We start from the raw sequence: 22,878 nt of genomic DNA on the forward strand, positions 1-22,878 counted from the left end.
AAGGAGAAATTATGTCTTTACCAAATTGTCCAAAATGTAACTCTGAGTATGTTTACGAAGATGGATTAATGTTAGTTTGCCCAGAGTGTGCTTATGAATGGAACCCAAGCGATTCAGTTGAAGAAGAAGATGGCTTGGTTGTTCTTGATAGCAACGGTACTCGTCTTGCTGATGGTGATAGTGTTACTATCGTTAAAAACTTGAAAGTAAAAGGTGCACCAAAAGATCTTAAGCAAGGTACACGTGTGAAAAACATTCGTCTTGTTGAAGGTGATCACAACATCGATTGTAAAATTGATGGTTTTGGCGCAATGAAATTAAAATCAGAGTTTGTTAAAAAACTATAATGACTTTTAAGCTGTGAGTAGATTTACTCACAGCTTTTTTGTAAAAAAAGACGCATACATATATAAATTTATGTAAAAATAATTTATTTTTATTACAAGAAGTGAGAAATTATTCTTGATTACTCCCAATTTATTCTAAAATCTGTTATAATAGAAGGTACTATCAATTCTTTTTAGGAGAAAATATGTCATATATTTCACAAATTCTGCCTAGCTTGTTAGATGGTGCAGCAGTGACATTGCAGGTTTTCTGTATTGTTATTGTGTTATCAATTCCATTTGGTGCTATCTTAGCTTTTTTGATGCAGATAAAATTTAAACCGTTACAATGGTTGTTGACTTTGTACGTGTGGATTATGCGTGGGACTCCATTGTTACTACAATTAATTTTCTTTTACTATGTCTTGCCAAGCGTGGGCGTAGTTATGGATAGACTTCCAGCAGCTATTTTAGCTTTCACGTTAAATTATGCAGCTTATTTTGCTGAGATTTTCCGTGGTGGTATTTCAGCTATCCCTAAAGGGCAATATGAAGCTGCTAAAGTTTTGAAATTAAATCAACTTCAAACGATTCATTATATTATTTTGCCACAAGTTTTCAAAATTGTTTTGCCGAGTGTTTTCAATGAAATCATTAACCTCGTTAAGGATTCTTCACTTGTTTACGTGCTTGGTGTTGGTGATTTGTTGCTTGCTAGTAAAACAGCAGCTAATCGTGATGCTTCTTTAGCACCTATGTTTGTAGCGGGAGCTATTTACTTACTGATGATTGGTATTGTAACACTAATTTCAAAACAAACTGAGAAAAAATTTGATTATTACAAATAAGAGGTGACCAGATGTTAGAATTAAAAAATATTTCAAAACAATTTGGTCAAAAAAAGATTTTTGATCAATTTAATTTGACCATTGAAGATGGAAAAATTTTGTCATTAGTAGGTCCTTCAGGTGGTGGTAAGACAACTTTGCTACGTATGCTTGCAGGTCTTGAAACAATTGATTCAGGTGAAATCATTTATAATGGTGAAGTGGTTCCAATTAATCACTTGGAGAACCTTAACTTATTAGGATTTGTTTTCCAAGACTTTCAATTATTCCCACACTTGTCTGTTTTAGATAACTTGATTTTGTCACCTGTTAAAACAATGGGAATGTCAAAAGAAGAAGCAAAAGAAAAAGCCCTAGGACTTCTTAAACGTCTTGGGTTGGGTGAGCATGCGGGAGCTTATCCTTATTCATTGTCTGGTGGTCAAAAGCAGCGAGTGGCACTAGCTCGTGCAATGATGATTGATCCTCAGATTATTGGGTATGACGAACCGACTTCAGCGCTTGATCCTGAGTTACGCCAAGAAGTTGAAAAATTGATTTTACAAAATCGTGAAGCAGGAATGACTCAAATCGTGGTTACCCATGATTTGCAATTTGCTGAAACAATTTCAGATCACATTTTAAAAATTAATCCAAAATAACAGAAAGTTTATTAGGTGTGTCTATGAAAATCAAAAAAATTCTTTTAAGCGCTTTGGTGCTTGTTTCGACTGTAGCACTAGCTGCCTGTGGTTCATCGTCTTCAAAAAAAGCTTCTAACACTGACCAGTGGGATTCTTATGTAAAAGATGGTAAGATTACGATTGGTTTCGATAATACCTTTGTTCCAATGGGATATGAAGATGAAGACGGAAAAAACGTTGGTTTTGATATTGATTTAGCGAATGCTGTTTTTGCTGAATATGGTATTAAAGTTAAATGGCAGTCAATCAACTGGGATATGAAAGAAACTGAATTAAACAATGGAACAATTGATTTGATTTGGAATGGTTATTCAATCACAGATGAACGTTCAGAAAAAGTTCGTTTCACAAACCCTTATATGATAAATGAACAAGTATTGGTGACTAAAAAATCGTCAGATATTACAAGTTTTGCTGGTATGAAAGGCAAAGTCCTTGGTGCCCAATCAGGTTCATCAGGTTATGATGCTTTTAATGCGAATCCTAAAGTATTAAAAAACATTGTCTCTGGCGGAGATGCGACACAATATGAAACATTTACACAAGCTTTGATTGACCTTAAAAACGATCGTATCGATGGTTTGTTGATTGATAAAGTTTATGCTAATTACTATCTTGAACAAGAAGGCGAGCTTGACAAGTATAATATTATTTCAAGTGAATTTGATGGTGAAGACTTTGCTGTCGGAGCTAGAAAAGCAGATAAAACACTTGTTAAGAAAATTAATCAAGCATTCCAAAAACTTTATAAAGACGGTAAATTCCAAGAGATTTCAAATAAATGGTTTGGTGAAGACGTTGCAACTGATGCCGTCAAAAACTAAAAAAGAAGTTCTAAGTTTAACAACTTAGAGCTTTTTTCATTATAAAAAGCTAGAGTAGAAGCTCTAGCTTTTGTTTATTTTTGTGATTTAGGTGTGATTTGATGGAAAACAAGGAACCAATTTTCCTTACGGCGCCAAATGCTTGTGTGTGTTTGGCCATTGAGCTCATAAGTGATTAGTTTTGTTTTTTGACTAATTGAAGTCATCTCAAAGCCTTCAAAATTACTCATGTAGTGTTTGGCACGTGAAACCATTTCGTATTTTGTATAAGTTTGTCCATCAGCATCAACGAGTTTGAAGTTATCTGAAATCAATTCTTCGTAATCAGGGATTTTTGCAAGAATGGTTTTCTCTGCTTTGAATAGTTTGCGATAAACGTTGTCCCAAATTTCATCCTCTGGGATAGATCCAGGTTCAACGTGAACATCGGTGTCATAGACTGAAAATTCTTTCCGAAGAATGTCCTCGATTTGTTCAGTGACTTCATGGCTTTCATAAACTGATAAATCTGGATTCATTTCAACAACGATGTCAAGGTAGATGTTACTTCCATAAGAGCGACCACGTTGAGATTTAACATTTGAAACTTTTGGAAGTTTTAAAATGGCTTCCTTGTATTTTTTTAATTCTTTTTGATCAAATCCATCTGATAAACTAAAGGCACTTTCCATAAAGATATCGTAGGCTGTTTTCAAAATGAAGTAAGTGATGACGATAGCAGCGAGTCTATCGATGATAACGAGATTGAAAGAAGCGGCTAGAATGGCGATAGAAGTACCGATTGATGTTACGGCATCGGATAAGTTATCCTTTGAAGCAGCTAAAAGAGCACTTGATTTGACACGTTGAGAGAGACGTTTGTTGTGGAGGTAGACACCGTACATGATTAAAGCTGAGATGACTCCGATGATAGCACCTTCTGGATCAAGTGGTGTTAGACTACCAGTGATGATTTTTTCAACGGTTTGAAAGAGGACTTTAAAACCAATGTAAAACATGATAAATGAAGTAATCAAACTTGATAGATCTTCGATTTTCCAATGTCCAAAACGATGATCTTCATCAGCTGGCTTACTTGCTAGATGTAATCCGATTAATAGGACAACATTTCCTAAAATATCAGATAAGTTGTTAAAACCATCAGCGATTAAAGAAGATGAATTGAGAAAATATCCAGTGATTAATTTGAGTAAAGTAATGACAAAGTATGCGACAATACTGACGATTGGTCCACGCTTGGCTAAACGAAGATTTTCTTCTGGTGTTGACATATAATGCCTCCTTTGTGAGAAATGGCGGTATGTATATTAAAATTAAGGCTACCTTCTATTATATCACTAAAACGACTTCCTGGGACAAAAGAATCCTGTCAAGAAGCGTTTTCTTAGCAGGATTTTTCTGAGTTTGACAAGAATAAAAGACTAGGATTAAACCTAGTCTTTATTTTGATAATTATTAAAATATTGTTTAGTTTCTTTGATAATAATTGGTGAAAGAGCAAGTAGTGCAATTAAGTTTGGAATAGCCATTAAACCATTAACAATATCTGCAATAACCCAGATTGTTTCAAGGCTAATGTATCCACCCAAGGCAACCATGATAATGAAAATAACACGGTAAACTGGAATTGCTTTAGTCCCAAAAAGAAATTCGAAACAACGTTCTCCGTAGTAACCCCATCCAAGAATTGTTGTAAAGGCAAAGAGAATTAAACTAATTGTCAATGCGTAAACACCAAAGTTACCAAAGACAGTAGAGAACGCTGATTGTGTTAGAGTTGCTCCATTGAGGTTGCTTGTCCAGCCACCAGTAACGATGATTGATAGACCTGTTAGTGTACAAATAATGATGGTATCAATGAAAGTACCAGTCATAGAAACAAGGCCTTGTTCAACGGGTTCTTCGGTTTTGGCAGCAGCAGCAGCAATTGGTGCAGAACCAAGACCAGATTCATTTGAGAAGATACCACGCGCAATACCAGCTTGGATTGCTGTAATTACAGTTGCACCTGCAAAACCACCTGTAGCAGCTTTACCAGTGAAAGCAGATTTAATGACTAAAGCAATACTTGGAATGATTTGGTCATAGTGGAAAGCAAGGATAGTAATTGTTGCGAGAATATAAATAATCGCCATGAAAGGCACAATTTTTTCAGCAACTTTTGAAATTGATTGAATACCACCAAAGATGATAATGCTAACTAAAACAGCTAAAACCAAGCTAATAATTTTTGGTGACCAACCGACAGTATTGCTGAGAGAGTCGGTGATTGAGTTAACCTGTGTAAATGTACCTGAACCAAATAGTGCAACCATAACACCAAAGATTGAAAAGGCGATTGCTAGAGGTTTCCAGTGTTTTCCCATTCCGTTAACGATATAATGCATCGGACCACCGGCAATTTCACCGTTTGCGTCTGTTGTACGGTATTTAATCGCCAAGACACCTTCTGAGTATTTAGTCGCCATACCAAAGAATGCGGCCAACCACATCCATAGAAGTGCACCAGGGCCACCAAGTTTAATAGCAGTCGCAACACCTACGATGTTACCAGTACCTACTGTAGCAGCAAGAGCTGTTGCAAGAGCCGCAAAACTTGAAATATCACCTTTTCCTTTCGCTTCAGATGCGAAAATAAGTTTTAAAGCTTTTGGAAGTCGAAAAACTTGCAGCAATCCTAAACGAATAGATAGATAAATTCCTGTTCCAACGAGCAGAACAAGAAGAGGTGGTCCCCAGACTAGACTGTCTAAAGACGATAGAAAATTATACATAATCAAACTCCTAAGTCAGTCATAGTACTATAATCATTGGTTAAAGGGTAAATCTTCTGGTGATTCTTTACCTTTTAGCCATTAAATAAGTACTACTTAATTAAAATTTTCTTCCCATTTTCAGAAAAAATAGAATAATTTCAACTAGTTAATTATATAGATAGAATGGGCTTTTGTCAAATTTTCTTCTATAAAGAAGCTTCAAAATGAGCGCATTTCATTGCAATTTCGGATAATTTCAAGAAAATGTTTCAGCTAAAGTAAGATTATTTTGTCAATAGTTTGTCATAGTATTAGTTTTTAAGATTATAGTGATAGAAAGCACTTACATTTCCAGCTATAATACAAGAGTAAACTTAAGTATGAGGTGAAATAATATGACAAAACAATTTCCAAAAGATTTTTTATGGGGTGGTGCAACAGCTGCCAATCAATTTGAAGGGGCATGGAATATTGATGGACGTGGTCCAGCAACTTCAGATACTTCACGCGCTGTAGCTCCAGAAGAACGAAAATCAATGGGAAGTGAATTTAATACGCCAATGAATCGTGCAAAATTAGATGCTGCCTTAAACGATAAAGAAGGACTTTATCCAAAACGTTGGGGATCTGATTTTTATCACCGCTATAAAGAAGACATCGCTCTTTATGCTGAAATGGGCTTCAAAACATTTCGTATGTCAATTGCTTGGTCACGTATTTTCCCAAATGGTGATGATGCAACACCAAATGAAGCTGGTTTAGCATTTTATGACAAAGTTTTCGATGAGTTAAATAAATATGGTATTGAACCACTTGTAACACTTTCTCACTATGAATTTCCAATTCATTTAATTACAGAATACGGCGGTTGGAAGAATCGTAAGGTGATTGATTTCTTTGTTCGCTATGCAGAAACTGTTTTTAATCGTTACAAAGATAAAGTTAAATATTGGTTAACGTTCAATGAAATTAACATCATTGGAATGACTGGTTACCTTTCTGGTGGACTTTTGTTTGAAGATGGAAAATTAAATCTTCAAGAAATGTATCAAGCAGCACACCACCAATTTGTGGCATCAAGTCTTGCTACAAAAGTTGGTCATGAGATTAATCCTGACTTTAAGATTGGTTGTATGTTAGCTCGCATGCAAGCTTATCCTGCAACATGTAATCCTGACGATGTCATGGAAGAAATTAAAAAAGACCATGAAAATCTATTCTTCTCTGATGTTCAAGTTCGTGGTAAATACCCTTCATATGCAAAACGTTTCTTTAAAGAAAACAATATTAAGCTAGATATTGCTGAAGGTGATCTTGAAATCCTTGAAAAATACCCTGTCGATTTTATGTCATTCTCTTATTACATGAGTTCAATTGCTCGTAAAGAAAAAACAGAAGATCAAACTGCAGGAAATCTTATGCTCAGTGAACCAAATCCATATCTAGAAGCATCTGATTGGGGTTGGCAAATCGATCCAGTTGGTCTTCGCATTACCCTTAATAAGCTTTACGATCGCTATCAAGTGCCACTTATGGTTGTTGAAAATGGTCTTGGTGCTCTTGATAAAGTCGAAGAAGATGGCTCAATTCACGATCAATACCGCATTGATTATCTTCAATCACACGTTAAACAAATGTATGAAGCCATTGAAGACGGTGTTGATTTGATGGGGTACACTTGGTGGGGCTGTACAGACCTTGTTTCAGCGTCAACATCAGAAATGTCAAAACGTTATGGATTTGTCTATGTTGATGCAGATGACCAAGGAAATGGTAGCTTTGATCGATCACGTAAAGATTCATTCTTCTTCTATAAAGATTTGATTGCATCACGTGGTGCTAATATCCTAAATGATTAATAAGCTAACTCAGTTGGAAATTCCAACTGGGTTACTTTTCTAGAAAGGAAATGTATGAGAAAAAAACTGTATCTAATGCGTCATGGCGAGACTCTTTTTAATACTCAAGGTCGTGTTCAAGGAGCTTGTGATTCTCCTTTGACACAACTTGGTATAGATCAAGCTATGCTCGCTAAGAAATATTTTGATGACAATGCGATTTCTTTTGATAAAGTCTATTCATCAACGCAGGAAAGGGCGACAGATACCGCAAAATTGGTTTCTGGGCAAGAGAACGTTGTTCAGCTAAAAGGCATCAAAGAAATGGATTTTGGACAGTTTGAAGCGCAGCCAGAGTTTTTATTGCCAAAGTTTCGACCAGGTGCAAATTCATTCGAAGATTTATTAGTTCCATTTGGTGGAGAAGATATTATGGCGGTTGGTGCGCGTGCTTTAAAGACTATTCTTAAGGCTTTGCAAGAAGAAGACGATGCTGAGAGCCTACTTATGGTTAGCCACGGTGCAACGATGTGGGGACTTTGTCTCCAACTAAAAATAGCATTTCCAAAAGGTGTTGGCTTTTCAAATTGTGCTATTTGTGAGTTTGATTATGACGGTAAACTGCATCTTGATAAATTAATTTTGCCAACTAAAGATTTTGAAACATATTTATTTGAGAGGGATGAGAATCAGTGAAGACATTTTATTTAATGCGACATGGACAAACACGTTTTAACTTACAAGGTAGAATTCAGGGAGCTTGTGATTCTCCTTTAACAGAACTTGGTATTGAGCAAGCAAAAGCAGCAAGACGTCATTTTGAAGAAGAAGGCATTACATTTACTCGAGTCTACTCATCAACGCAGGAGCGTGCTTGTGATACCGCAGAGCTTGCAACTGGAAGAGATGATTATATTCGATTAAAAGGCATTAAAGAGATGGATTTTGGCTCTTATGAAGCTCATCAAGAATACCTAAATCCACCTGTTCATCGTGAAGACGGATCAGGTTATCGTGATTTCTTTGTGCGCTATGGCGGTGAGTCAAATGTTCATGTATATGAGCGCGTGAGCCGTACGATTCGTGAGATGCTAAATCAGAGCGAAGATGACGAGACACTCTTATTTGTCAGTCATGGCGGAGCCATTACGCAGTTTTATCTTCATGCAACAAAAAATCCGCCTGTTTTAAAGAAACGCATGTCAAATTGTGCAATTCTGGAAATTACTTATGATGGCACAGACATGGAAGTAAAATCGATTTATAATCCAGTTGACCAAGAGTATATTTTTAAGCGTGATAATAAAGAATAAAGCAGCAGACTCTTCGCTATTTTAATATATTTTGCTATAATGGGAATAATTGAATTAAGGAGAACTTATTCCCCATGAAATTAGAGAAAAAACATGTTTATTATATAGTGATTGCTTTTGCAATTTGTTATGCGATTCAGGCTTACTGGAGTGCTGGTGCATCAATTATTTCTACCATTTTTAAGGCAAGTCAACCCTTTATGATTGGGGCAGGTATTGCTTATATTGTCAATATTGTGATGAGTCTTTATGAGATGATTTTTACACGCTTAATTAAAAATAAGTATCTACTAAAATTAAAACGTGCAGTTTCAATGATTTTAGCCTATCTCACTTTTATGCTACTTATTAGCTGGTTATTTTCAATTGTATTGCCTGACTTGATTGCAAGTATTAATTCTCTTTTGAAAATTGATACGAGTGGTTTCTCAAAATTTATCAAGGAAGTCAGTGATAATAAAGCTGTACAAGATTTTCTTGCCTATTTTGGGTCTTCATCAGACATTACAGCAACCTTGTCGGACTACAGCAAACAAATATTAAATCAGGTTTTAGCTGTTCTAACAAATATTTTAACTTCGGTGAGCACCATTGCATCGACTTTGTTAAATGTTTTTATTAGTTTTGTCTTTTCAATCTATGTTTTGGCAAGTAAGGAGCAGTTGGGACGTCAGTTTAATCTTTTGATTGATTCTTACCTTGGAAAATATGCTAAAACTGTGCACTATGTTTTGGATATTTTGCATAAGAGATTTCATGGTTTCTTTGTCGGTCAGACTCTAGAAGCGATGATTCTTGGTAGTTTGACAGCTATTGGTATGTTCTTATTCAAATTACCATATGCAGCAACAATTGGTATTTTAGTGGCGTTTACGGCATTAATTCCAGTTGTAGGAGCATATATCGGTGTAACAATCGGATTTATCCTCATTGCGACACAAGACGTGTCACAGGCGATATTCTTTGTTATTTACTTAGTTGTTCTACAGCAATTTGAAGGAAACGTAATTTATCCGCGCGTGGTGGGTGGCTCAATTGGATTACCTGGTATGTGGGTACTGATGGCAATTACCATTGGTGCGTCACTATGGGGAGTTCTAGGAATGCTTGTTGCAGTACCGTTAGCAGCAAGCTTATATCAAATGATTAAAGATAATGTCGCAAAACGTCAGAAAAATCGACTACAATAACTAAAAATAAAAGGAAATACCTTCAACTTACGAATAAATAAGTGGAGGTATTTTTATGTACACAATTGAGATGAAAGCAGATGCTATGCTACCGCGTGAGCGTTTGCGAGATTTAGGTGCAGAGCAACTAAGCAATCAGGAATTATTGTCGATTTTATTACGTACGGGAACAAAGACTAGACCTGTTTTGGAAGTGGCAAATGATATTTTAAAACACATTGACAGTTTAGCGGATTTTCAGCATCTATCTTTACAAGAATTGCAAAAAATTAAGGGAATTGGTCACGTGAAGTCCATTGAAATTAAAGCGATGCTTGAATTAGCTAAGCGCATTAGCAAGGCAGAGTACGTCCAAAAAGAGCGTATTATGAGCAGTGAACGTCTAGCTAGAAAGATGATGCTAGAACTTAGTGACCAAAAGCAAGAGCATCTAGTAGCCATTTACCTAGATACGCAAAATCGCATTATCGAACAACGTACCATTTTTATTGGTTCAGTTCGTCGCTCAATTGCTGAACCACGTGAAATTTTGTATTATGCTTGTAAAAACATGGCAACTTCAGTGATTATCGTTCATAATCACCCTTCTGGTTCGCCAGAACCTAGCGAAAATGATTTGCGCTTTACTGAAAAAATAAAGCGTTCATGTGAAGATATTGGACTTATTTGCTTAGATCATATCATAGTAGGCAAATACCAATATTACAGTTTTAGAGAAGAAACGGATGTTTTATAAGTAATAAAAAAGCCTGAGAAAAATTCTCAGACTTTGAAAAAAGTATTTAAATACTAAATTTCTTGAGCAAGGCATTATTGATTTGATTGGCTCATAAAATAGAGAAGTGTTTGAAGCTCACTAGTCAAATCAACATATTGAACAATCACATCTTTAGGGACATTGAGGTGTACAGGTGAGAAACTTAGAATTCCATGGATTCCAGCTTCAACTAAAATATCAGCAACTTCCTGAGCTTTAGTACTTGGTACAGTTAAAATAGCTGTTTCTATCCCAGCTTCCTGAGCATGTTCTTTAAGAGATGAGATACCATAGATTGGAATACCATCAGAGGTTTGATGTCCAACAATCTCGTTATCATCAGTATCAAATGCCATTGCAATTTGCATTTTATTACGGTCATGGAAACGGTAATGAAGTAGTGCACGTCCGATATTTCCGCATCCTACTAAAAGAACGTTTGTTGTAGAATGGTCATTTAAAATATCAGCAAAGAAATTCATTAATTTTTTGACGTCGTAGCCAAAGCCGCGTCGTCCGAGTTCACCAAAATATGAAAAATCTCGACGAACTGTTGCAGAATCAATTCCCATAGCATCCGCAATTTGTTTTGAACTTGCTTTTTCAACATTATCAGTATTAAAACGTTTGAAAATACGATAATAAAGCGAGAGTCGCTTTGCTGTTGCTTTAGGAATAGATTTCTCAGTAGTCACAATACCATCTCCCTTTTACTTACTACATCTATTGTAACAAAAACTTTGTGAAATTAAAAACAAATTTTTGAATTAATTAAAAAAACAACTCTTAATCTGCCTTGAAGCAGGTAAAGAGTTGCTTTTTTATTAAACTTCTTTTTTAGTGAAAATATCACGTTCAACGAGACTATCCATCAAGAAGTAGAATTTTTCTTGGAGGATTTTGTTATCTTCAGATTTGAAGATGTTAACAAAACGTAGTCCAGATTTATCAGTGATGCTTAATTTAAATCCTGTTAAATCTTTGTTGATTGTGATTTTCAATGGAAAACCGTCGCCTGAATTTGGAACTTTTTCCAACAAGCGAGTTAATTCGTAATTACCGATACGGTTTTGAGTAAAGGTTGTATCACGAAGTGTGTATTTTTTGATGTTATTGCTAATAGCATAGCTGTAAAGACAGTCTTGCAGTGTGATTTCTTTTTCAAATGCCATCCTAGTTTCCTACGATTTCTTTTAATTTTTGTGCGAGTTCTTGAACTTCTTCGATAGTATTAAGCTCTGAGAAGCTAACGCGGATTGATTCAGTTAAACGATGAGAGTCATCACCGTATAGGCTTGCCAAAACATGACTTGGATCAACGGTACCAGCAGTACAAGCAGAACCTGTTGAAACGGCAATTCCTTCTAAGTCAAGACGTGTTAGAAGCATACCATTGTTTTGATTTGGAAAACCAATATTAAGCACATGAGGCATTCTGTTCTCGCTACCGTTGATATAGTAATCTAGTCCAGAAATACCATCGAGAAAGGCTTGGTTAAGCTCTTCAACATGCTTAAAGTTTTTGTCTTTGTTAGCAACGGCATCTGATAGGGCTTGTGCCATACCAGCGATACCAATCATATTTTCAGTGCTGGCTCTTCGTTTGTCTTCTTGTTCACCACCGTGGAGCAAGTTATCAAAATGTTGTGGTGTTGAGTAAAGGATACCGACACCTTTTGGTCCATGGAATTTGTGAGCAGAAGCAGAAAGAAAATCAGCTTTAATGTCTTCAGGGAAAACATCGATTTTTCCGATAGCTTGAACAGCATCAACGTGGAAAGCAGCTTGGTGGTCTTGAAGGAGTTCACCAATTTCTTTAACTGGAAGTAAATCACCAGTTTCATTGTTTGCAAACATTGTGCTGACTAAGATGGTATCATCACGCAAAGCATCAGCAACTTGTTTAGCAGTAATTTGATTATTTTCAGGTTTCAAATAAGTGACTTCAAAACCAAAGCGTTTTTCCAAGTACTTCATTGTAAGAAGAACTGAATGGTGTTCAATAGAAGTTGTAATAATGTGCTTACCTTTAGCTTGGTTAGCAAGGGCATAACCCTTGATAGCTGTGTTGTTGCTTTCGGTAGCACCTGATGTAAAGATAATGCGGCGTGGGTCAGTTTTTAAAGCTGAGGCAATGGTTTGGCGAGCTGAACGAAGACGCTGATTAGCGCGACGCCCAATGCCATGAATGCTTGATGGGTTACCAAAGTCATTCTCCATAATTTCTGTCATTGCATCAATAACAGAAGGGGTGAGAGGGGTAGTTGCAGCATTATCAAGATATATCATATATTATTAGTCCTTTTTAGCGTTATATGAGAATAGTGGGCTGAGCGGAGCTTTTTCGTGGATACGAGTGATCGCATCAGCAATCAATTGGCTTGCAGAAAGATATTTGATATTTTTTGGCAAGCGTTCTTTAGTATCGACAGAGTCAGTTACTAAGATTTCTTTGATAGGAGCAGCATCAAGACTGTCAGCGGCAGCGCCAGCAAATAGACCATGGCTTGCTACTGCATAGATTTCTGTTGCGCCACCACGTTCAACGATTTTAGCTGCCTCAGCAAATGTTTTACCAGTGTTTAAGATGTCATCGATAAGGATTGCTTTTTTACCAGCAACATCACCGATGATGTAACCTTCTTCACGGTGTGAATCATCTTCAGCGTAGTCGATGATAGCGATTGGTGAATCAAGAGTTTGAGCCAAGCTACGAGCACGTTTGATTCCAGAGTTTTTAGGGCTGACAACAACAACGTCTTCACCTTTCAAACCTTGTTCACAGTAGTATTTAGCAAACAATGGAACAGTAAAGAGGTTGTCAACTGGGACATCAAAGAAACCTTGTACTTGAACAGCGTGAAGGTCAAGAGTCAAAAGACGGTCAACACCAGCTTTAACTAGCATGTTTGCAATAAGTTTAGCTGTGATTGGTTCACGTGAAGCAGCGATGCGGTCTTGACGTGAGTATCCAAAGTATGGGATAACGACATTGACAGTGTGTGCGCTGGCACGTTTACAAGCGTCTACCATAATTAATAGTTCCCAAAGGTTATCATTAACAGGGTAGCTAGTTGATTGGATGATGTAGATATCATCTCCACGAACTGTTTCTTCGATGTTAATCATGATTTCGCCGTCTGAAAACTTGCGTGTTGATACTTTTCCAAGAGGGACACCTAAAGCATCCGCAATTTTTTGTGCAATCTCTACGTTAGAAGATAGAGAAAAAAGCTTGAATTGTTTGTCGGCGTAAAGTTCTGCCATGATATAAATAAACTCCTTTAAAATTAATACTTATATTTTACCAAAAAAAATGAAATAATTCAGCATTTTCTAAGGAAAAGCGTGTTTAATTTCGCTTAAGTGTTGCACTAAAGCGAGCGACCTTGCTTTTAGCATACTTGAAATCAATATCATGCTGAGCTAGGAAGTCATCAAAGTCTTTTTTGCCTTTTTCGGCATTTTCAACTTCGAGTTCAAGTTCATAGTCTTTGATATCAGCGTATTGGTTGCTATCAAGTGCCATAAGACCAATGTTTGTCATCGTTTCTCGGCGTGTTGTTGTAAGACTACCGAAGTTTTTTAAGCTTGATAATTTTACACCGTTTTCTTCGATAAGCTTAAGGAAGTCAACGTCAGGGAATTTTCCAGACTTAATAATACTTTTTGCTTCTTCAACGCTTAAATCATAGTTGTATTCTAAATTTCCAACTTCTTTTGGAATTTTTAGGGTGATTTCAGCGCGATTTGGCAATGTCCGGATACGAAGTGACATGCGGTGAGCTTTCATGTCAAAATTATCTGAATCAAAGTAATAGTTAGTCTGAGTTACAGGTGTAACATGAGACAGTTGACTGTTGAGACGATTGAACTCGTCTTTAGTGAGTAACGTTTTGTACTCAATTTCAAGGTGTGTCATAAAAATTTTTTCCTTTTTTCACCATTAGGTTTTATGTTATAATAAGTTCGTTATATTAATTCTATACAAAAGTCAATTTTTTGACAAGGATTGGTTATGTCAACGTGACAAGCCCATCCCATTAGGAAGGAAATGTGATGGACTGGGAGAAATTTTTAGATCCTTATATACAAACAGTTGGGGAGTTGAAGATTAAACTTCGCGGAATTCGTAAGCAATTTCGTAAACAAAATCGACATTCACCAATTGAATTTGTAACTGGTCGCGTAAAATCTGTTGAGAGTATCAAGGAAAAGATGGTACTGCGCGGAATTAAGCCAGAAAATATTGAACAAGATTTGCAAGATATTGCAGGTCTGCGTATTATGGTTCAATTTGTTGATGACGTTGATGAAGTTTTAGCGCTTTTGCGTAGTCGACGAGATATGAAAATCGTTCAAGAACGTGATTATATCACCCACATGAAAGCAAGTGGATATCGTTCTTATCACGTGATTATCGAATATCCTGTTGACACAATTGATGGTCAAAAAGTGGTTCTAGCTGAGATTCAAATTAGAACACTCGCGATGAACTTCTGGGCAACAATCGAACATTCATTGAACTATAAATATAAAGGCGAGTTTCCAGATGAGATTAAGAAACGTCTGGAAACAACAGCAAAAATCGCTCTTGAGTTGGATGAAGAAATGCGAAAAATTCGCGAGGACATTAGGGAAGCACAGCTTTTATTTGATCCCGCAAGTCGGAAATTAAATGATGGTGTAGGAAATAGTGATGACACAGACGAATATTACAGATAAAGCGACGCGTGTCGCTATCATAGCAAACGGGAAATATCAGAGTAGACGAGTAGCTTCAAAGTTATTTGCAGCTTTCAAAGAGGATAAGGATTTTTATTTATCTAAGAAAGATCCAGATATTGTCATTTCCATTGGTGGTGATGGCATGCTTTTATCTGCTTTTCATACTTACGAAAAAATCCTTGATAGAGTTCGTTTTGTAGGAATTCATACAGGTCATCTTGGTTTTTACACTGATTATCGAGATTTTGAAGTTGAAAAGTTGATAGAGAATTTGCGTGCTGATAAGGGGAGAAAGGCTTCTTATCCGGTTTTACGTGCTAAGATAACACTCGATGATGGACGTGTTGTTAAGGCGCGCGCGCTTAATGAAGTAGCCATTAAACGTATTGAAAAGACAATGGTTGCTGATGTGATTATTGATAAAGTAAAATTAGAACGTTTCCGTGGTGATGGTATTTCGGTATCAACGCCAACAGGAAGCACAGCTTATAATAAATCTTTGGGCGGAGCTATTTTGCATCCAACGATGGAAGCAATGCAATTGACCGAGATTTCTAGCTTGAACAATCGCGTTTATCGTACCTTAGGATCTTCAGTGATTGTTCCTAAAAAGGATAAAATTGAAATTATTCCTAAGCGCCAAGGCGTTTATACTGTGTCAATCGATAACAAGACGATGCATTATAAAAATGTGTCGAAAATTGAATATTGCATTGACAATAAAAAAATTAGTTTTGTGGCAACTCCCTTCCATACAAGTTTTTGGGAGCGCGTGAGAGATGCCTTTATAGGAGAAGTAGATTCGTGAGATTTGATTTTGTTGCGGACCGACGAACAAAAGTAAAAACATTTTTAAAGGGACATGATGTCTCAAAAGGCTTACTTGCAAAAGTAAAGTTTAAAGGTGGAAATATTTGGGTAAATGGCGTTGAGCAAAATGCCATTTATTTATTGGATGAGGGAGATGTTGTAACGATTGAAATCCCTGATGAGCAAGAACATGAGACTTTGATTCCAGTCAAACATGATTTGAATATTGCTTACGAAGATGAGCATTTCTTGATTTTGAATAAGCCACATGGCTATGCCAGCATTCCAAGTATTTTACACTCAAATACCATTGCTAACTTTGTAAAAAATTACTATCTTGAGCAGAATTATCCTAACAAACAAGTTCACATTGTGACACGTTTGGACAAGGATACAAGTGGTTTGATGCTCTTTGCTAAACACGGCTATGCACATGCAAGGCTTGATAAACAACTGCAAAATAAAACAATTGAAAAGCGCTACTATGCCTTGGTTTCTGGACAAGGTGACCTGGCGGACGAGGGTGAAATTATTGCACCGATTGCTCGAGATGAAGATAGCATTATCACACGTCGTGTGCACCCTTCAGGGAAATATGCTCATACAAGTTATAAAGTTGTTGAGAGATTTGGCGATGTGGCTCTAGTAGATATTCGTTTGCATACTGGACGTACACACCAAATTCGAGTACATTTTTCTCATATTGGTTTCCCACTTTTGGGGGATGATTTGTATGGAGGTCGTATGGATCTTGGCATTACTCGTCAGGCATTACATTGCCATTATCTACGTTTTGTTAACCCTTACACAAATGAAGAGATAATTCAAAGCACAAACTTGACAGATGACTTTGATAGCGTTATCATGGAGCTACAAAACAATTAGATGGAAGGTTAATTTATATGGGAATTCGATCTTTATTTGGTAGCTTGAGGGAAAAAATTATTGGTAAAAACCTTAAAATTGTTTTTCCTGAAGGAAATGACGAACGTGTTCTTCGTGCCGCCGCTCGTTTGAAATTTGAAGGTTTGATTGAACCGATTATTCTTGGTGATGCTACAGAAGTTCGAGAGTTATTGACTAAGTTTGGTTTTGCTGATCAAAATTATATTGTCATCAATCCCCAAAATTACGATAAACTTGATGAAATGAAAGAAGCTTTTCTTGAAATTCGTAAAGGAAAAGCTACTCCAGAAGATGCAGATCGTTTATTGAAAGACGTTAACTATTTTGGTGTAATGCTTGTTAAGTTAGGCTTAGCTGATGGTATGGTTTCTGGAGCTATTCATTCGACAGCTGATACTGTCCGTCCAGCGCTTCAAATTATTAAAACAAAACCTGGCATTTCTAGAACATCTGGTGTTTTCTTGATGAACCGTGAAAGTACAGATCACCGTTTGATTTTTGCTGACTGTGCTATCAATATTAATCCGAATGCTCAGGAATTATCTGAAATTGCTTTAAACACGGCTGAAACAGCTAGAATTTTTGATATTGATCCTAAAATTGCCATGTTGAGTTTTTCAACTAAAGGAAGTGCAAATGCTCCTGAAGTTGAAAAAGTTCGCGAAGCAACTCAGTTGGCAAAAGGACGTCAACCTGAATTAGCTATCGATGGTGAATTGCAATTTGATGCGGCATTTGTACCAAGTACAGCAGCAGTTAAAGCACCAGATAGTAAAGTGGCTGGACAAGCAAACGTCTTTATCTTCCCAGACCTTCAGTCAGGAAATATTGGGTATAAGATTGCACAACGTCTTGGTATGTTTGAAGCAATCGGTCCAATTCTTCAAGGACTTAACAAACCTGTGAATGATTTGTCACGTGGTTCAAGTGCTGAAGATATTTATAAATTAGCTATTATCACAGCAGCTCAGGCTGTTGATGACATGAACGAATAATAAGAAAGAATCAGTTGGCTGATAACCAACTGACTTTCTTATATCTAGAAGAGTATAGAAAGAGAATGACATGACAAAAATCGCATTAGTAACAGGCGCTTCGGTTGGATTTGTGGGTTAGAAATCCTCAAAAGGTTTTATGTGATAAAGTGTGAAGATTTAGTAACCCCAAAATTAAATATAAAGCTAATTTATTATATAGGGTGCTTACAAAAAAGTATCCTATATTTTTTACAATGAGATTTACCAAAGAAAAATGATTAGCTGAGATTCAAATTCTAAAGACTCATAACATAAATGCTACTTTAGCAAGAATTTTAAAAAATATGCATGGAAAATGGTCTCATAAAGTAGTTAAGAATGACTTTAATATAAAGAATATCAAAGGTTAAAGAACTGAACGAAGAGATAAGAGGAAAACACAAATATTATTGTAAAAAATTAATTAAATATTAATTCGAAAGTGATTTTTGGAAAATCTAAAATTACATTTGAAAATATTCGACAGGGAAAGTATAATGTAGTTCGGGACTATTTATAGGAACCGCAAGGTTTGTCATCAATATGGGTAATCCCCATAAGAGAGGAATTATATGACTGTATCTTACAACAGATTATAGAACTATTAATCGACAAGAACATGAAAAATGGATCTTGTTGAGAATGAAAATATTGGAATTAGTAGTACACTAGCTAAGACGAGCAGGGGTAACACTGTATCTATGAGTATCTTGGAGAAGATATACATGGAGTTAGATTGCGATTTTGGAGATATGATAAGTATCAATAAGAATGTAAAAAAGTGATATTAAACCCACTTTTTAAGATGGACAAATATAATATGTAACTCATAAATTTTGGAGGAAACAATTAATGGCAGATAAGACAAATGCAAATATTGGATTTGAAAAACAGCTGTGGGATGCAGCGTGTACCCTTTGGGGCCACATTCCGGCAGCAGAATATAGAAAGGTTATCATTGGACTTATTTTCTTAAGATATATTTCTGCAGCTTTTGATAAGAGATATCAGGAACTTGTGGATGAAGGAGACGGATTTGAAGATGACATTGATGCATATACAATGGAAAATGTTTTCTTTGTTCCGGAAGAAGCTAGATGGAATACAATTTCATCGGCTGCTCATACCCCAGAGATTGGTACTGTAATTGATAATGCAATGCGTGCTATAGAAAAAAATAATAAAGTCCTTAAGAACGTATTGCCTAAGAATTATGCTAGTCCGGATCTTGACAAGAGAGTATTAGGCGAAGTAGTAGATATTTTTACTAACAATATTGATATGAGTGACACTGAGGCAAGTGAAGATTTGCTAGGCCGCACTTATGAATATTGTATTGCTCAGTTTGCTGAAAAGGAAGGTGCAGGTGGTGGAGAATTTTACACTCCGTCAAGCATTGTTAAGACATTGGTTTCTATCCTTAGACCTTTTGAAAACTGTCGTGTGTATGATTGTTGCTGCGGATCAGGTGGCATGTTTGTACAGAGTGCGAAGTTTATTGAAGCCCATTCTGGTAATAGAGATTCCATTTCTGTATATGGTCAAGAAGCAAATTCGGACACATGGAAAATGGCCAAAATCAATATGGCTATTCGTGGTATTGATGCAGACTTTGGTCCTTATCAGGCAGATACTTTTACAAATGATTTGCATCCAACATTGAAGGCTGATTTTATTCTTGCAAATCCCCCATTCAACTATCACCCATGGAACCAAGAAAAGTTGGTTGATGATGTTAGATGGAAATATGGTTTACCACCAGCAGGAAATGCCAACTTTGCTTGGATTCAGCATATGATTCATCATCTTGCACCTAATGGAAAGATTGGACTGGTTTTGGCTAATGGCGCACTTTCTTCACAGACAAGTGGTGAAGGTGCTATTAGAAAAAATATCATTGAGGATGACTTGGTTGAAGGTATTATTGCAATGCCTACACAGCTATTTTATAGTGTAACAATTCCTGTGACTCTTTGGTTTATTACAAAAAATAAGAAGCAGACTGGTAAGACGTTATTTATCGATGCAAGAAATATGGGGCACATGGTTGACCGTAAGCATCGAGACTTCGATGATGAAGATATTCAAAAATTAGCGGATACATTTGAAGCATTCCAGAATGGAACACTTGAAGATGTGAAGGGATTCTGTAAGGTTGCAACTACTGAAGAAATTGCAAAACAGGATTATATCCTTACTCCAGGTAGATATGTAGGTATCAAAGAGCAGGAAGATGATGGCGAGCCATTTGAAAAAAAAATGGGAAGATTAACATCAGAGCTTTCTGATATGTTTGCGAAATCTCATGAGCTTGAAGATGAGATTAGAAGAAAGTTGGTGGCTATTGGATATGAAGTTTGATGAGAGTTCACTTTACAATATAAAATCAGATCTTGACGGCACAAGATACTCCTTGTTTGATCTTGCTATTTGGAAGAATGGCCATGCGTTTAAGAAGATAGACTTCTCCGAGACGGGCCGACCTGTAATCAAGATTGCAGAATTGAATAACGGAATCAATTCAAGAACCTCTTTTACTCAAGGTGATTACGGCGAGGAAGTCTTTATCCGGTGGGATGACCTTTTGTTCTCATGGTCTGGAAATCCACAAACATCAATAGATGTATTTCGCTATCGACTGCAAGATGGATGGCTAAATCAGCATATATTCAAGGTGACTGCGAACGAGGAGCTTATAACAAAGGATTTTCTCTATTATGTTTTGAAGTTCCTAAAGCCACATTTTACACAGATTGCGACAAATAAGCAGACCACAGGGTTGGGCCATGTTACGATTGCAGATCTGAAGCGCATGAGTTTGGTAATCCCATCAAAGGAGGTACAAAATCAGATTGTATCGATTTTGAAAGCAATCGATGACAAAATCGAAGTGAACAAAAACATAAACGATAATTTAGCAGCTTAACCCTTGAGTTTTTGATACTGCCGCTTCCAGGCTCGAGATGGTTTCTTACAAATACCATTCTCGCAGACAAAAGCACATATACCAGGCATACCATTACTTCCACAGATATCAGGATTGTTTTGGCGACATCCATAAGTCTGTGACTCAGTATCCTGAGCATTAAGTGGGGCATTGAAAGGGATTTTTAACTCTTTTTCTTTCATAATTCCACCTCTGAAACATCTATTTGTCCTGACATTAACTGTGGGAGTAATGCATCACGTAATGCAGCAAGTTTTCGGTTTTCTATACGATTGGCTACTACAAGGTCGTATAGCGGAGACAACAAACCACCTATGCGCTCATAATCTGATTTTGAAGGGATAAGAACAACTGCTTTAGATAGTTCTTCGCGTTTTATATGTCCCATAGTAGTTGCCATATCTGCTGCTATAGCAATGAATTTTTGAAGGTGATGATTAGTCCATGCATAGTAAAACCATTTATCGTAAGTGCTTGATGTTACTTTGAATAGATGCTGATTTAAGCCACAAGTTCCACCACACCACAGATCAACAAGAAGACTGCCTGACCAAGAGAAAATAACATCACCATCATGAACAATATACTCGGGCTTGATAGACGGAGAGCATAGCTCACTATTGGCATTACATGATCCTTGTCGAAGTTCCTTAATTTTCAGAACCGGCAATCCGTGCTCATCGTCTTTTGGACGGAACTTTTGCATAGCAAGGCCATTAAGATAATCGGCTATACCAAGCAAAGAACTTTCTTTCCAACCTTCAGGAATATCGTCTATGTCAATGAATTCTTGAGTAAAAATGTTCTGAGCCTGCTGAAGTAAATTATCGTTTATAGTTAAAAAAAATTACGTACAGAAAAAGAATTAATAAAACTCTCATAGGCGGCGGGAGTAAACACGGGGAACTGCTGCCAGTATCGTTCTTACACACATAAGGAGTAACGATATGAGAGATGAATTGATTTCTGAAGTGGTTCAGAAAATGCTGCCATACCTTAATAACAAACAATTGGTAAATCTGCAAAACAATTTGAACCAAGTACTTCAAAGATATGATTTAGAACTTATTAAGGAAAGCGACTTAGAAGATGATAATCAGAAATTAATAGAAAAATTTATTTCTGCAAAAAGAGTGGAAGGTTGTTCTGAAAAGACACTCAAATATTATTTGGCAACAATTGAAACCATGACTTGTGGCTTGAAGAAAAATGTAAGAGTTATCCAGACAGAAGATTTGAGAAAATATCTTACAGATTATCAGTTGCAAAATGGATCAAGTAAGGTGACTATTGATAATATACGAAGAATTCTATCAAGCTTTTTTTCGTGGCTGGAGGATGAAGATTATATTATCAAAAGTCCTGTTAGGCGTATCCATAAAGTGAAGACTGTAAGTAATATCAAAGAAACCTATACAGATGAAGAACTTGAATTAATGCGCGACAACTGTGTAGAGCTAAGGGACTTAGCAATTGTAGATATGCTTGCATCAACCGGCATGCGTATAGGTGAAATGGTTTTGCTTAATCGAAATGATTTAAATTTTAACGAGCGTGAATGCGTTGTACTTGGTAAAGGCAACAAGGAAAGAATAGTTTATTTTGATGCAAGGACAAAATTGCATTTACAAGAATATTTAAAAAGTAGAGTAGATGATGATCCAGCATTGTTTGTGGCATTGAAAGCTCCATATAAGCGAATTAAAATTGGAGGAATTGAGCATAGGTTACGTGAACTTGGGAAAAGTTTAAAAATCAGTAGGGTTCATCCCCATAAGTTTAGGCGAACATTGGCAACAATGGCAATAGATAAAGGGATGCCGATAGAACAACTTCAACAATTATTGGGGCATCAACGAATAGATACGACATTGCAATATGCAATGGTTAAACAGAGCAATGTAAAGATTGCTCATAAAAAATATATAGGTTAAGG

General features: G+C 36.5%; 25 protein-coding genes. 16 read left to right on the top strand and 9 right to left on the bottom strand.

Annotated features, from left to right (window positions below; genetic code table 11):
* The first annotated feature begins 11 nt into the window (after positions 1 to 11).
* The 4 genes from ACN0NP_RS08970 to ACN0NP_RS08985 all read left to right on the top strand — a co-directional run bounded on the left by ACN0NP_RS08970 (position 12) and on the right by ACN0NP_RS08985 (position 2,681).
* Complete coding sequence (locus ACN0NP_RS08970; protein WP_021142189.1) at positions 12 to 347, top strand: zinc ribbon domain-containing protein YjdM; 336 nt, start codon at positions 12 to 14, stop codon at positions 345 to 347.
* Between the two features lie 185 nt (positions 348 to 532).
* Positions 533 to 1,174 carry an amino acid ABC transporter permease gene (locus tag ACN0NP_RS08975; RefSeq protein WP_004231457.1) on the top strand — a complete coding sequence of 214 codons (642 nt, stop codon included), beginning with the start codon at positions 533 to 535 and terminating at the stop codon, positions 1,172 to 1,174.
* Between the two features lie 11 nt (positions 1,175 to 1,185).
* The gene (locus ACN0NP_RS08980; RefSeq protein WP_423217206.1) at positions 1,186 to 1,815 is read left to right on the top strand and encodes an amino acid ABC transporter ATP-binding protein; all 630 of its coding nucleotides are present in this window, start codon (positions 1,186 to 1,188) and stop codon (positions 1,813 to 1,815) included.
* Between the two features lie 23 nt (positions 1,816 to 1,838).
* Positions 1,839 to 2,681 (top strand): amino acid ABC transporter substrate-binding protein, encoded by an 843-nt coding sequence (locus tag ACN0NP_RS08985; RefSeq protein WP_074862849.1) that lies wholly within the window; start codon positions 1,839 to 1,841, stop codon positions 2,679 to 2,681.
* Positions 2,682 to 2,755: 74 nt separating this feature from the next.
* On the opposite strand, the gene ACN0NP_RS08990 is transcribed toward ACN0NP_RS08985, so the two are convergent.
* Entirely contained in the window at positions 2,756 to 3,952 is a 1,197-nt protein-coding gene (locus ACN0NP_RS08990) for a cation diffusion facilitator family transporter (RefSeq protein ID WP_423217207.1), read from the bottom strand.
* 162 nt (positions 3,953 to 4,114) lie between these two features.
* A complete protein-coding gene (locus ACN0NP_RS08995) occupies positions 4,115 to 5,455 on the bottom strand; it encodes an alanine/glycine:cation symporter family protein (RefSeq protein WP_074862846.1) in 1,341 nt (446 codons plus the stop codon).
* A gap of 377 nt (positions 5,456 to 5,832) precedes the next feature.
* Between ACN0NP_RS08995 and ACN0NP_RS09000 the strand changes: the two genes are divergently transcribed.
* From ACN0NP_RS09000 to radC, 5 genes are all read left to right on the top strand, one after another.
* Positions 5,833 to 7,296, top strand: a complete 1,464-nt coding sequence (locus ACN0NP_RS09000) for a glycoside hydrolase family 1 protein (protein ID WP_423217208.1) — start codon at positions 5,833 to 5,835, stop codon at positions 7,294 to 7,296.
* 54 nt (positions 7,297 to 7,350) lie between these two features.
* Positions 7,351 to 7,971 carry a histidine phosphatase family protein gene (locus ACN0NP_RS09005; RefSeq protein ID WP_423217209.1) on the top strand — a complete coding sequence of 207 codons (621 nt, stop codon included), beginning with the start codon at positions 7,351 to 7,353 and terminating at the stop codon, positions 7,969 to 7,971.
* Between the two features lie 14 nt (positions 7,972 to 7,985).
* Positions 7,986 to 8,588 carry a histidine phosphatase family protein gene (locus ACN0NP_RS09010; RefSeq protein ID WP_423217683.1) on the top strand — a complete coding sequence of 201 codons (603 nt, stop codon included), beginning with the start codon at positions 7,986 to 7,988 and terminating at the stop codon, positions 8,586 to 8,588.
* A gap of 74 nt (positions 8,589 to 8,662) precedes the next feature.
* Positions 8,663 to 9,778: an AI-2E family transporter gene (locus tag ACN0NP_RS09015; protein WP_074629636.1), complete on the top strand. Its 1,116-nt coding sequence runs from the start codon at positions 8,663 to 8,665 to the stop codon at positions 9,776 to 9,778.
* Positions 9,779 to 9,833: 55 nt separating this feature from the next.
* Entirely contained in the window at positions 9,834 to 10,514 is a 681-nt protein-coding gene (gene radC, locus ACN0NP_RS09020) for a RadC family protein (protein WP_024344167.1), read from the top strand.
* A gap of 74 nt (positions 10,515 to 10,588) precedes the next feature.
* On the opposite strand, the gene ACN0NP_RS09025 is transcribed toward radC, so the two are convergent.
* The 5 genes from ACN0NP_RS09025 to ACN0NP_RS09045 form a co-directional block, all read right to left on the bottom strand.
* Positions 10,589 to 11,230, bottom strand: coding sequence for a redox-sensing transcriptional repressor Rex (locus ACN0NP_RS09025; protein WP_004231474.1), 642 nt, complete (start codon positions 11,228 to 11,230; stop codon positions 10,589 to 10,591).
* 129 nt (positions 11,231 to 11,359) lie between these two features.
* Positions 11,360 to 11,707 carry a DUF1831 domain-containing protein gene (locus tag ACN0NP_RS09030; protein ID WP_021142204.1) on the bottom strand — a complete coding sequence of 116 codons (348 nt, stop codon included), beginning with the start codon at positions 11,705 to 11,707 and terminating at the stop codon, positions 11,360 to 11,362.
* A 1-nt stretch (position 11,708) separates the two neighbouring features.
* Positions 11,709 to 12,824: a cysteine desulfurase family protein gene (locus tag ACN0NP_RS09035; protein WP_423217210.1), complete on the bottom strand. Its 1,116-nt coding sequence runs from the start codon at positions 12,822 to 12,824 to the stop codon at positions 11,709 to 11,711.
* A gap of 6 nt (positions 12,825 to 12,830) precedes the next feature.
* On the bottom strand, positions 12,831 to 13,802 hold the full coding sequence (locus ACN0NP_RS09040; RefSeq protein WP_024344165.1) for a ribose-phosphate diphosphokinase: 972 nt from the start codon (positions 13,800 to 13,802) through the stop codon (positions 12,831 to 12,833).
* 85 nt (positions 13,803 to 13,887) lie between these two features.
* Positions 13,888 to 14,457, bottom strand: a complete 570-nt coding sequence (locus ACN0NP_RS09045) for a CYTH domain-containing protein (protein WP_021142207.1) — start codon at positions 14,455 to 14,457, stop codon at positions 13,888 to 13,890.
* A 137-nt stretch (positions 14,458 to 14,594) separates the two neighbouring features.
* On the opposite strand from ACN0NP_RS09045, the gene ACN0NP_RS09050 reads away from it, so the two are divergent.
* The 6 genes from ACN0NP_RS09050 to ACN0NP_RS09075 all read left to right on the top strand — a co-directional run bounded on the left by ACN0NP_RS09050 (position 14,595) and on the right by ACN0NP_RS09075 (position 20,921).
* Positions 14,595 to 15,260: a GTP pyrophosphokinase gene (locus ACN0NP_RS09050; RefSeq protein ID WP_033152508.1), complete on the top strand. Its 666-nt coding sequence runs from the start codon at positions 14,595 to 14,597 to the stop codon at positions 15,258 to 15,260.
* Entirely contained in the window at positions 15,235 to 16,071 is an 837-nt protein-coding gene (locus tag ACN0NP_RS09055; protein ID WP_024344162.1) for an NAD kinase, read from the top strand. Before ACN0NP_RS09050 ends, ACN0NP_RS09055 begins: the two co-directional genes overlap by 26 nt.
* Positions 16,068 to 16,958 carry an RluA family pseudouridine synthase gene (locus tag ACN0NP_RS09060; RefSeq protein ID WP_021142211.1) on the top strand — a complete coding sequence of 297 codons (891 nt, stop codon included), beginning with the start codon at positions 16,068 to 16,070 and terminating at the stop codon, positions 16,956 to 16,958. Before ACN0NP_RS09055 ends, ACN0NP_RS09060 begins: the two co-directional genes overlap by 4 nt.
* 17 nt (positions 16,959 to 16,975) lie before the next feature.
* The gene (pta, locus tag ACN0NP_RS09065) at positions 16,976 to 17,974 is read left to right on the top strand and encodes a phosphate acetyltransferase (protein WP_423217211.1); all 999 of its coding nucleotides are present in this window, start codon (positions 16,976 to 16,978) and stop codon (positions 17,972 to 17,974) included.
* 873 nt (positions 17,975 to 18,847) lie between these two features.
* Positions 18,848 to 20,356: an N-6 DNA methylase gene (locus ACN0NP_RS09070; protein ID WP_423217212.1), complete on the top strand. Its 1,509-nt coding sequence runs from the start codon at positions 18,848 to 18,850 to the stop codon at positions 20,354 to 20,356.
* Positions 20,313 to 20,921, top strand: a complete 609-nt coding sequence (locus tag ACN0NP_RS09075; RefSeq protein WP_423217213.1) for a restriction endonuclease subunit S — start codon at positions 20,313 to 20,315, stop codon at positions 20,919 to 20,921. Before ACN0NP_RS09070 ends, ACN0NP_RS09075 begins: the two co-directional genes overlap by 44 nt.
* Here the strand turns inward: ACN0NP_RS09075 and ACN0NP_RS09080 are convergent.
* Positions 20,918 to 21,124: a hypothetical protein gene (locus tag ACN0NP_RS09080; RefSeq protein ID WP_423217214.1), complete on the bottom strand. Its 207-nt coding sequence runs from the start codon at positions 21,122 to 21,124 to the stop codon at positions 20,918 to 20,920. The two genes, ACN0NP_RS09075 and ACN0NP_RS09080, sit on opposite strands and share 4 nt — an antisense overlap.
* Complete coding sequence (locus ACN0NP_RS09085; RefSeq protein WP_423217215.1) at positions 21,121 to 21,648, bottom strand: restriction endonuclease subunit S; 528 nt, start codon at positions 21,646 to 21,648, stop codon at positions 21,121 to 21,123. The genes ACN0NP_RS09080 and ACN0NP_RS09085 overlap by 4 nt, the downstream gene beginning before the upstream one ends.
* 241 nt (positions 21,649 to 21,889) lie before the next feature.
* Between ACN0NP_RS09085 and xerA the strand changes: the two genes are divergently transcribed.
* Positions 21,890 to 22,876, top strand: coding sequence for a site-specific tyrosine recombinase/integron integrase (gene xerA, locus ACN0NP_RS09090; protein WP_423217216.1), 987 nt, complete (start codon positions 21,890 to 21,892; stop codon positions 22,874 to 22,876).
* The last annotated feature ends 2 nt before the right edge of the window (positions 22,877 to 22,878 follow it).

The sequence above is a fragment of the Streptococcus equinus genome (assembly GCF_049393805.1).
Taxonomy (GTDB): Bacteria; Bacillota; Bacilli; order Lactobacillales; family Streptococcaceae; genus Streptococcus; species Streptococcus equinus.

Excerpts from the sequence above, each read along its gene's own strand:
- ACN0NP_RS08970 (WP_021142189.1), top strand. The coding sequence starts at position 12 with ATGTCTTTACCAAATTGTCCAAAATGTAACTCTGAGTATGTTTACGAA.
- ACN0NP_RS08975 (WP_004231457.1), top strand. The coding sequence starts at position 533 with ATGTCATATATTTCACAAATTCTGCCTAGCTTGTTAGATGGTGCAGCA.
- ACN0NP_RS08980 (WP_423217206.1), top strand. The coding sequence starts at position 1,186 with ATGTTAGAATTAAAAAATATTTCAAAACAATTTGGTCAAAAAAAGATT.
- ACN0NP_RS08985 (WP_074862849.1), top strand. The coding sequence starts at position 1,839 with ATGAAAATCAAAAAAATTCTTTTAAGCGCTTTGGTGCTTGTTTCGACT.
- ACN0NP_RS08990 (WP_423217207.1), bottom strand. The coding sequence starts at position 3,952 with ATGTCAACACCAGAAGAAAATCTTCGTTTAGCCAAGCGTGGACCAATC.
- ACN0NP_RS08995 (WP_074862846.1), bottom strand. The coding sequence starts at position 5,455 with ATGTATAATTTTCTATCGTCTTTAGACAGTCTAGTCTGGGGACCACCT.
- ACN0NP_RS09000 (WP_423217208.1), top strand. The coding sequence starts at position 5,833 with ATGACAAAACAATTTCCAAAAGATTTTTTATGGGGTGGTGCAACAGCT.
- ACN0NP_RS09005 (WP_423217209.1), top strand. The coding sequence starts at position 7,351 with ATGAGAAAAAAACTGTATCTAATGCGTCATGGCGAGACTCTTTTTAAT.
- ACN0NP_RS09010 (WP_423217683.1), top strand. The coding sequence starts at position 7,986 with ATGCGACATGGACAAACACGTTTTAACTTACAAGGTAGAATTCAGGGA.
- ACN0NP_RS09015 (WP_074629636.1), top strand. The coding sequence starts at position 8,663 with ATGAAATTAGAGAAAAAACATGTTTATTATATAGTGATTGCTTTTGCA.
- radC (WP_024344167.1), top strand. The coding sequence starts at position 9,834 with ATGTACACAATTGAGATGAAAGCAGATGCTATGCTACCGCGTGAGCGT.
- ACN0NP_RS09030 (WP_021142204.1), bottom strand. The coding sequence starts at position 11,707 with ATGGCATTTGAAAAAGAAATCACACTGCAAGACTGTCTTTACAGCTAT.
- ACN0NP_RS09035 (WP_423217210.1), bottom strand. The coding sequence starts at position 12,824 with ATGATATATCTTGATAATGCTGCAACTACCCCTCTCACCCCTTCTGTT.
- ACN0NP_RS09040 (WP_024344165.1), bottom strand. The coding sequence starts at position 13,802 with ATGGCAGAACTTTACGCCGACAAACAATTCAAGCTTTTTTCTCTATCT.
- ACN0NP_RS09045 (WP_021142207.1), bottom strand. The coding sequence starts at position 14,457 with ATGACACACCTTGAAATTGAGTACAAAACGTTACTCACTAAAGACGAG.
- ACN0NP_RS09050 (WP_033152508.1), top strand. The coding sequence starts at position 14,595 with ATGGACTGGGAGAAATTTTTAGATCCTTATATACAAACAGTTGGGGAG.
- ACN0NP_RS09055 (WP_024344162.1), top strand. The coding sequence starts at position 15,235 with ATGACACAGACGAATATTACAGATAAAGCGACGCGTGTCGCTATCATA.
- pta (WP_423217211.1), top strand. The coding sequence starts at position 16,976 with ATGGGAATTCGATCTTTATTTGGTAGCTTGAGGGAAAAAATTATTGGT.
- ACN0NP_RS09070 (WP_423217212.1), top strand. The coding sequence starts at position 18,848 with ATGGCAGATAAGACAAATGCAAATATTGGATTTGAAAAACAGCTGTGG.
- ACN0NP_RS09075 (WP_423217213.1), top strand. The coding sequence starts at position 20,313 with ATGAGATTAGAAGAAAGTTGGTGGCTATTGGATATGAAGTTTGATGAG.
- ACN0NP_RS09080 (WP_423217214.1), bottom strand. The coding sequence starts at position 21,124 with ATGAAAGAAAAAGAGTTAAAAATCCCTTTCAATGCCCCACTTAATGCT.
- ACN0NP_RS09085 (WP_423217215.1), bottom strand. The coding sequence starts at position 21,648 with ATGCAAAAGTTCCGTCCAAAAGACGATGAGCACGGATTGCCGGTTCTG.
- xerA (WP_423217216.1), top strand. The coding sequence starts at position 21,890 with ATGAGAGATGAATTGATTTCTGAAGTGGTTCAGAAAATGCTGCCATAC.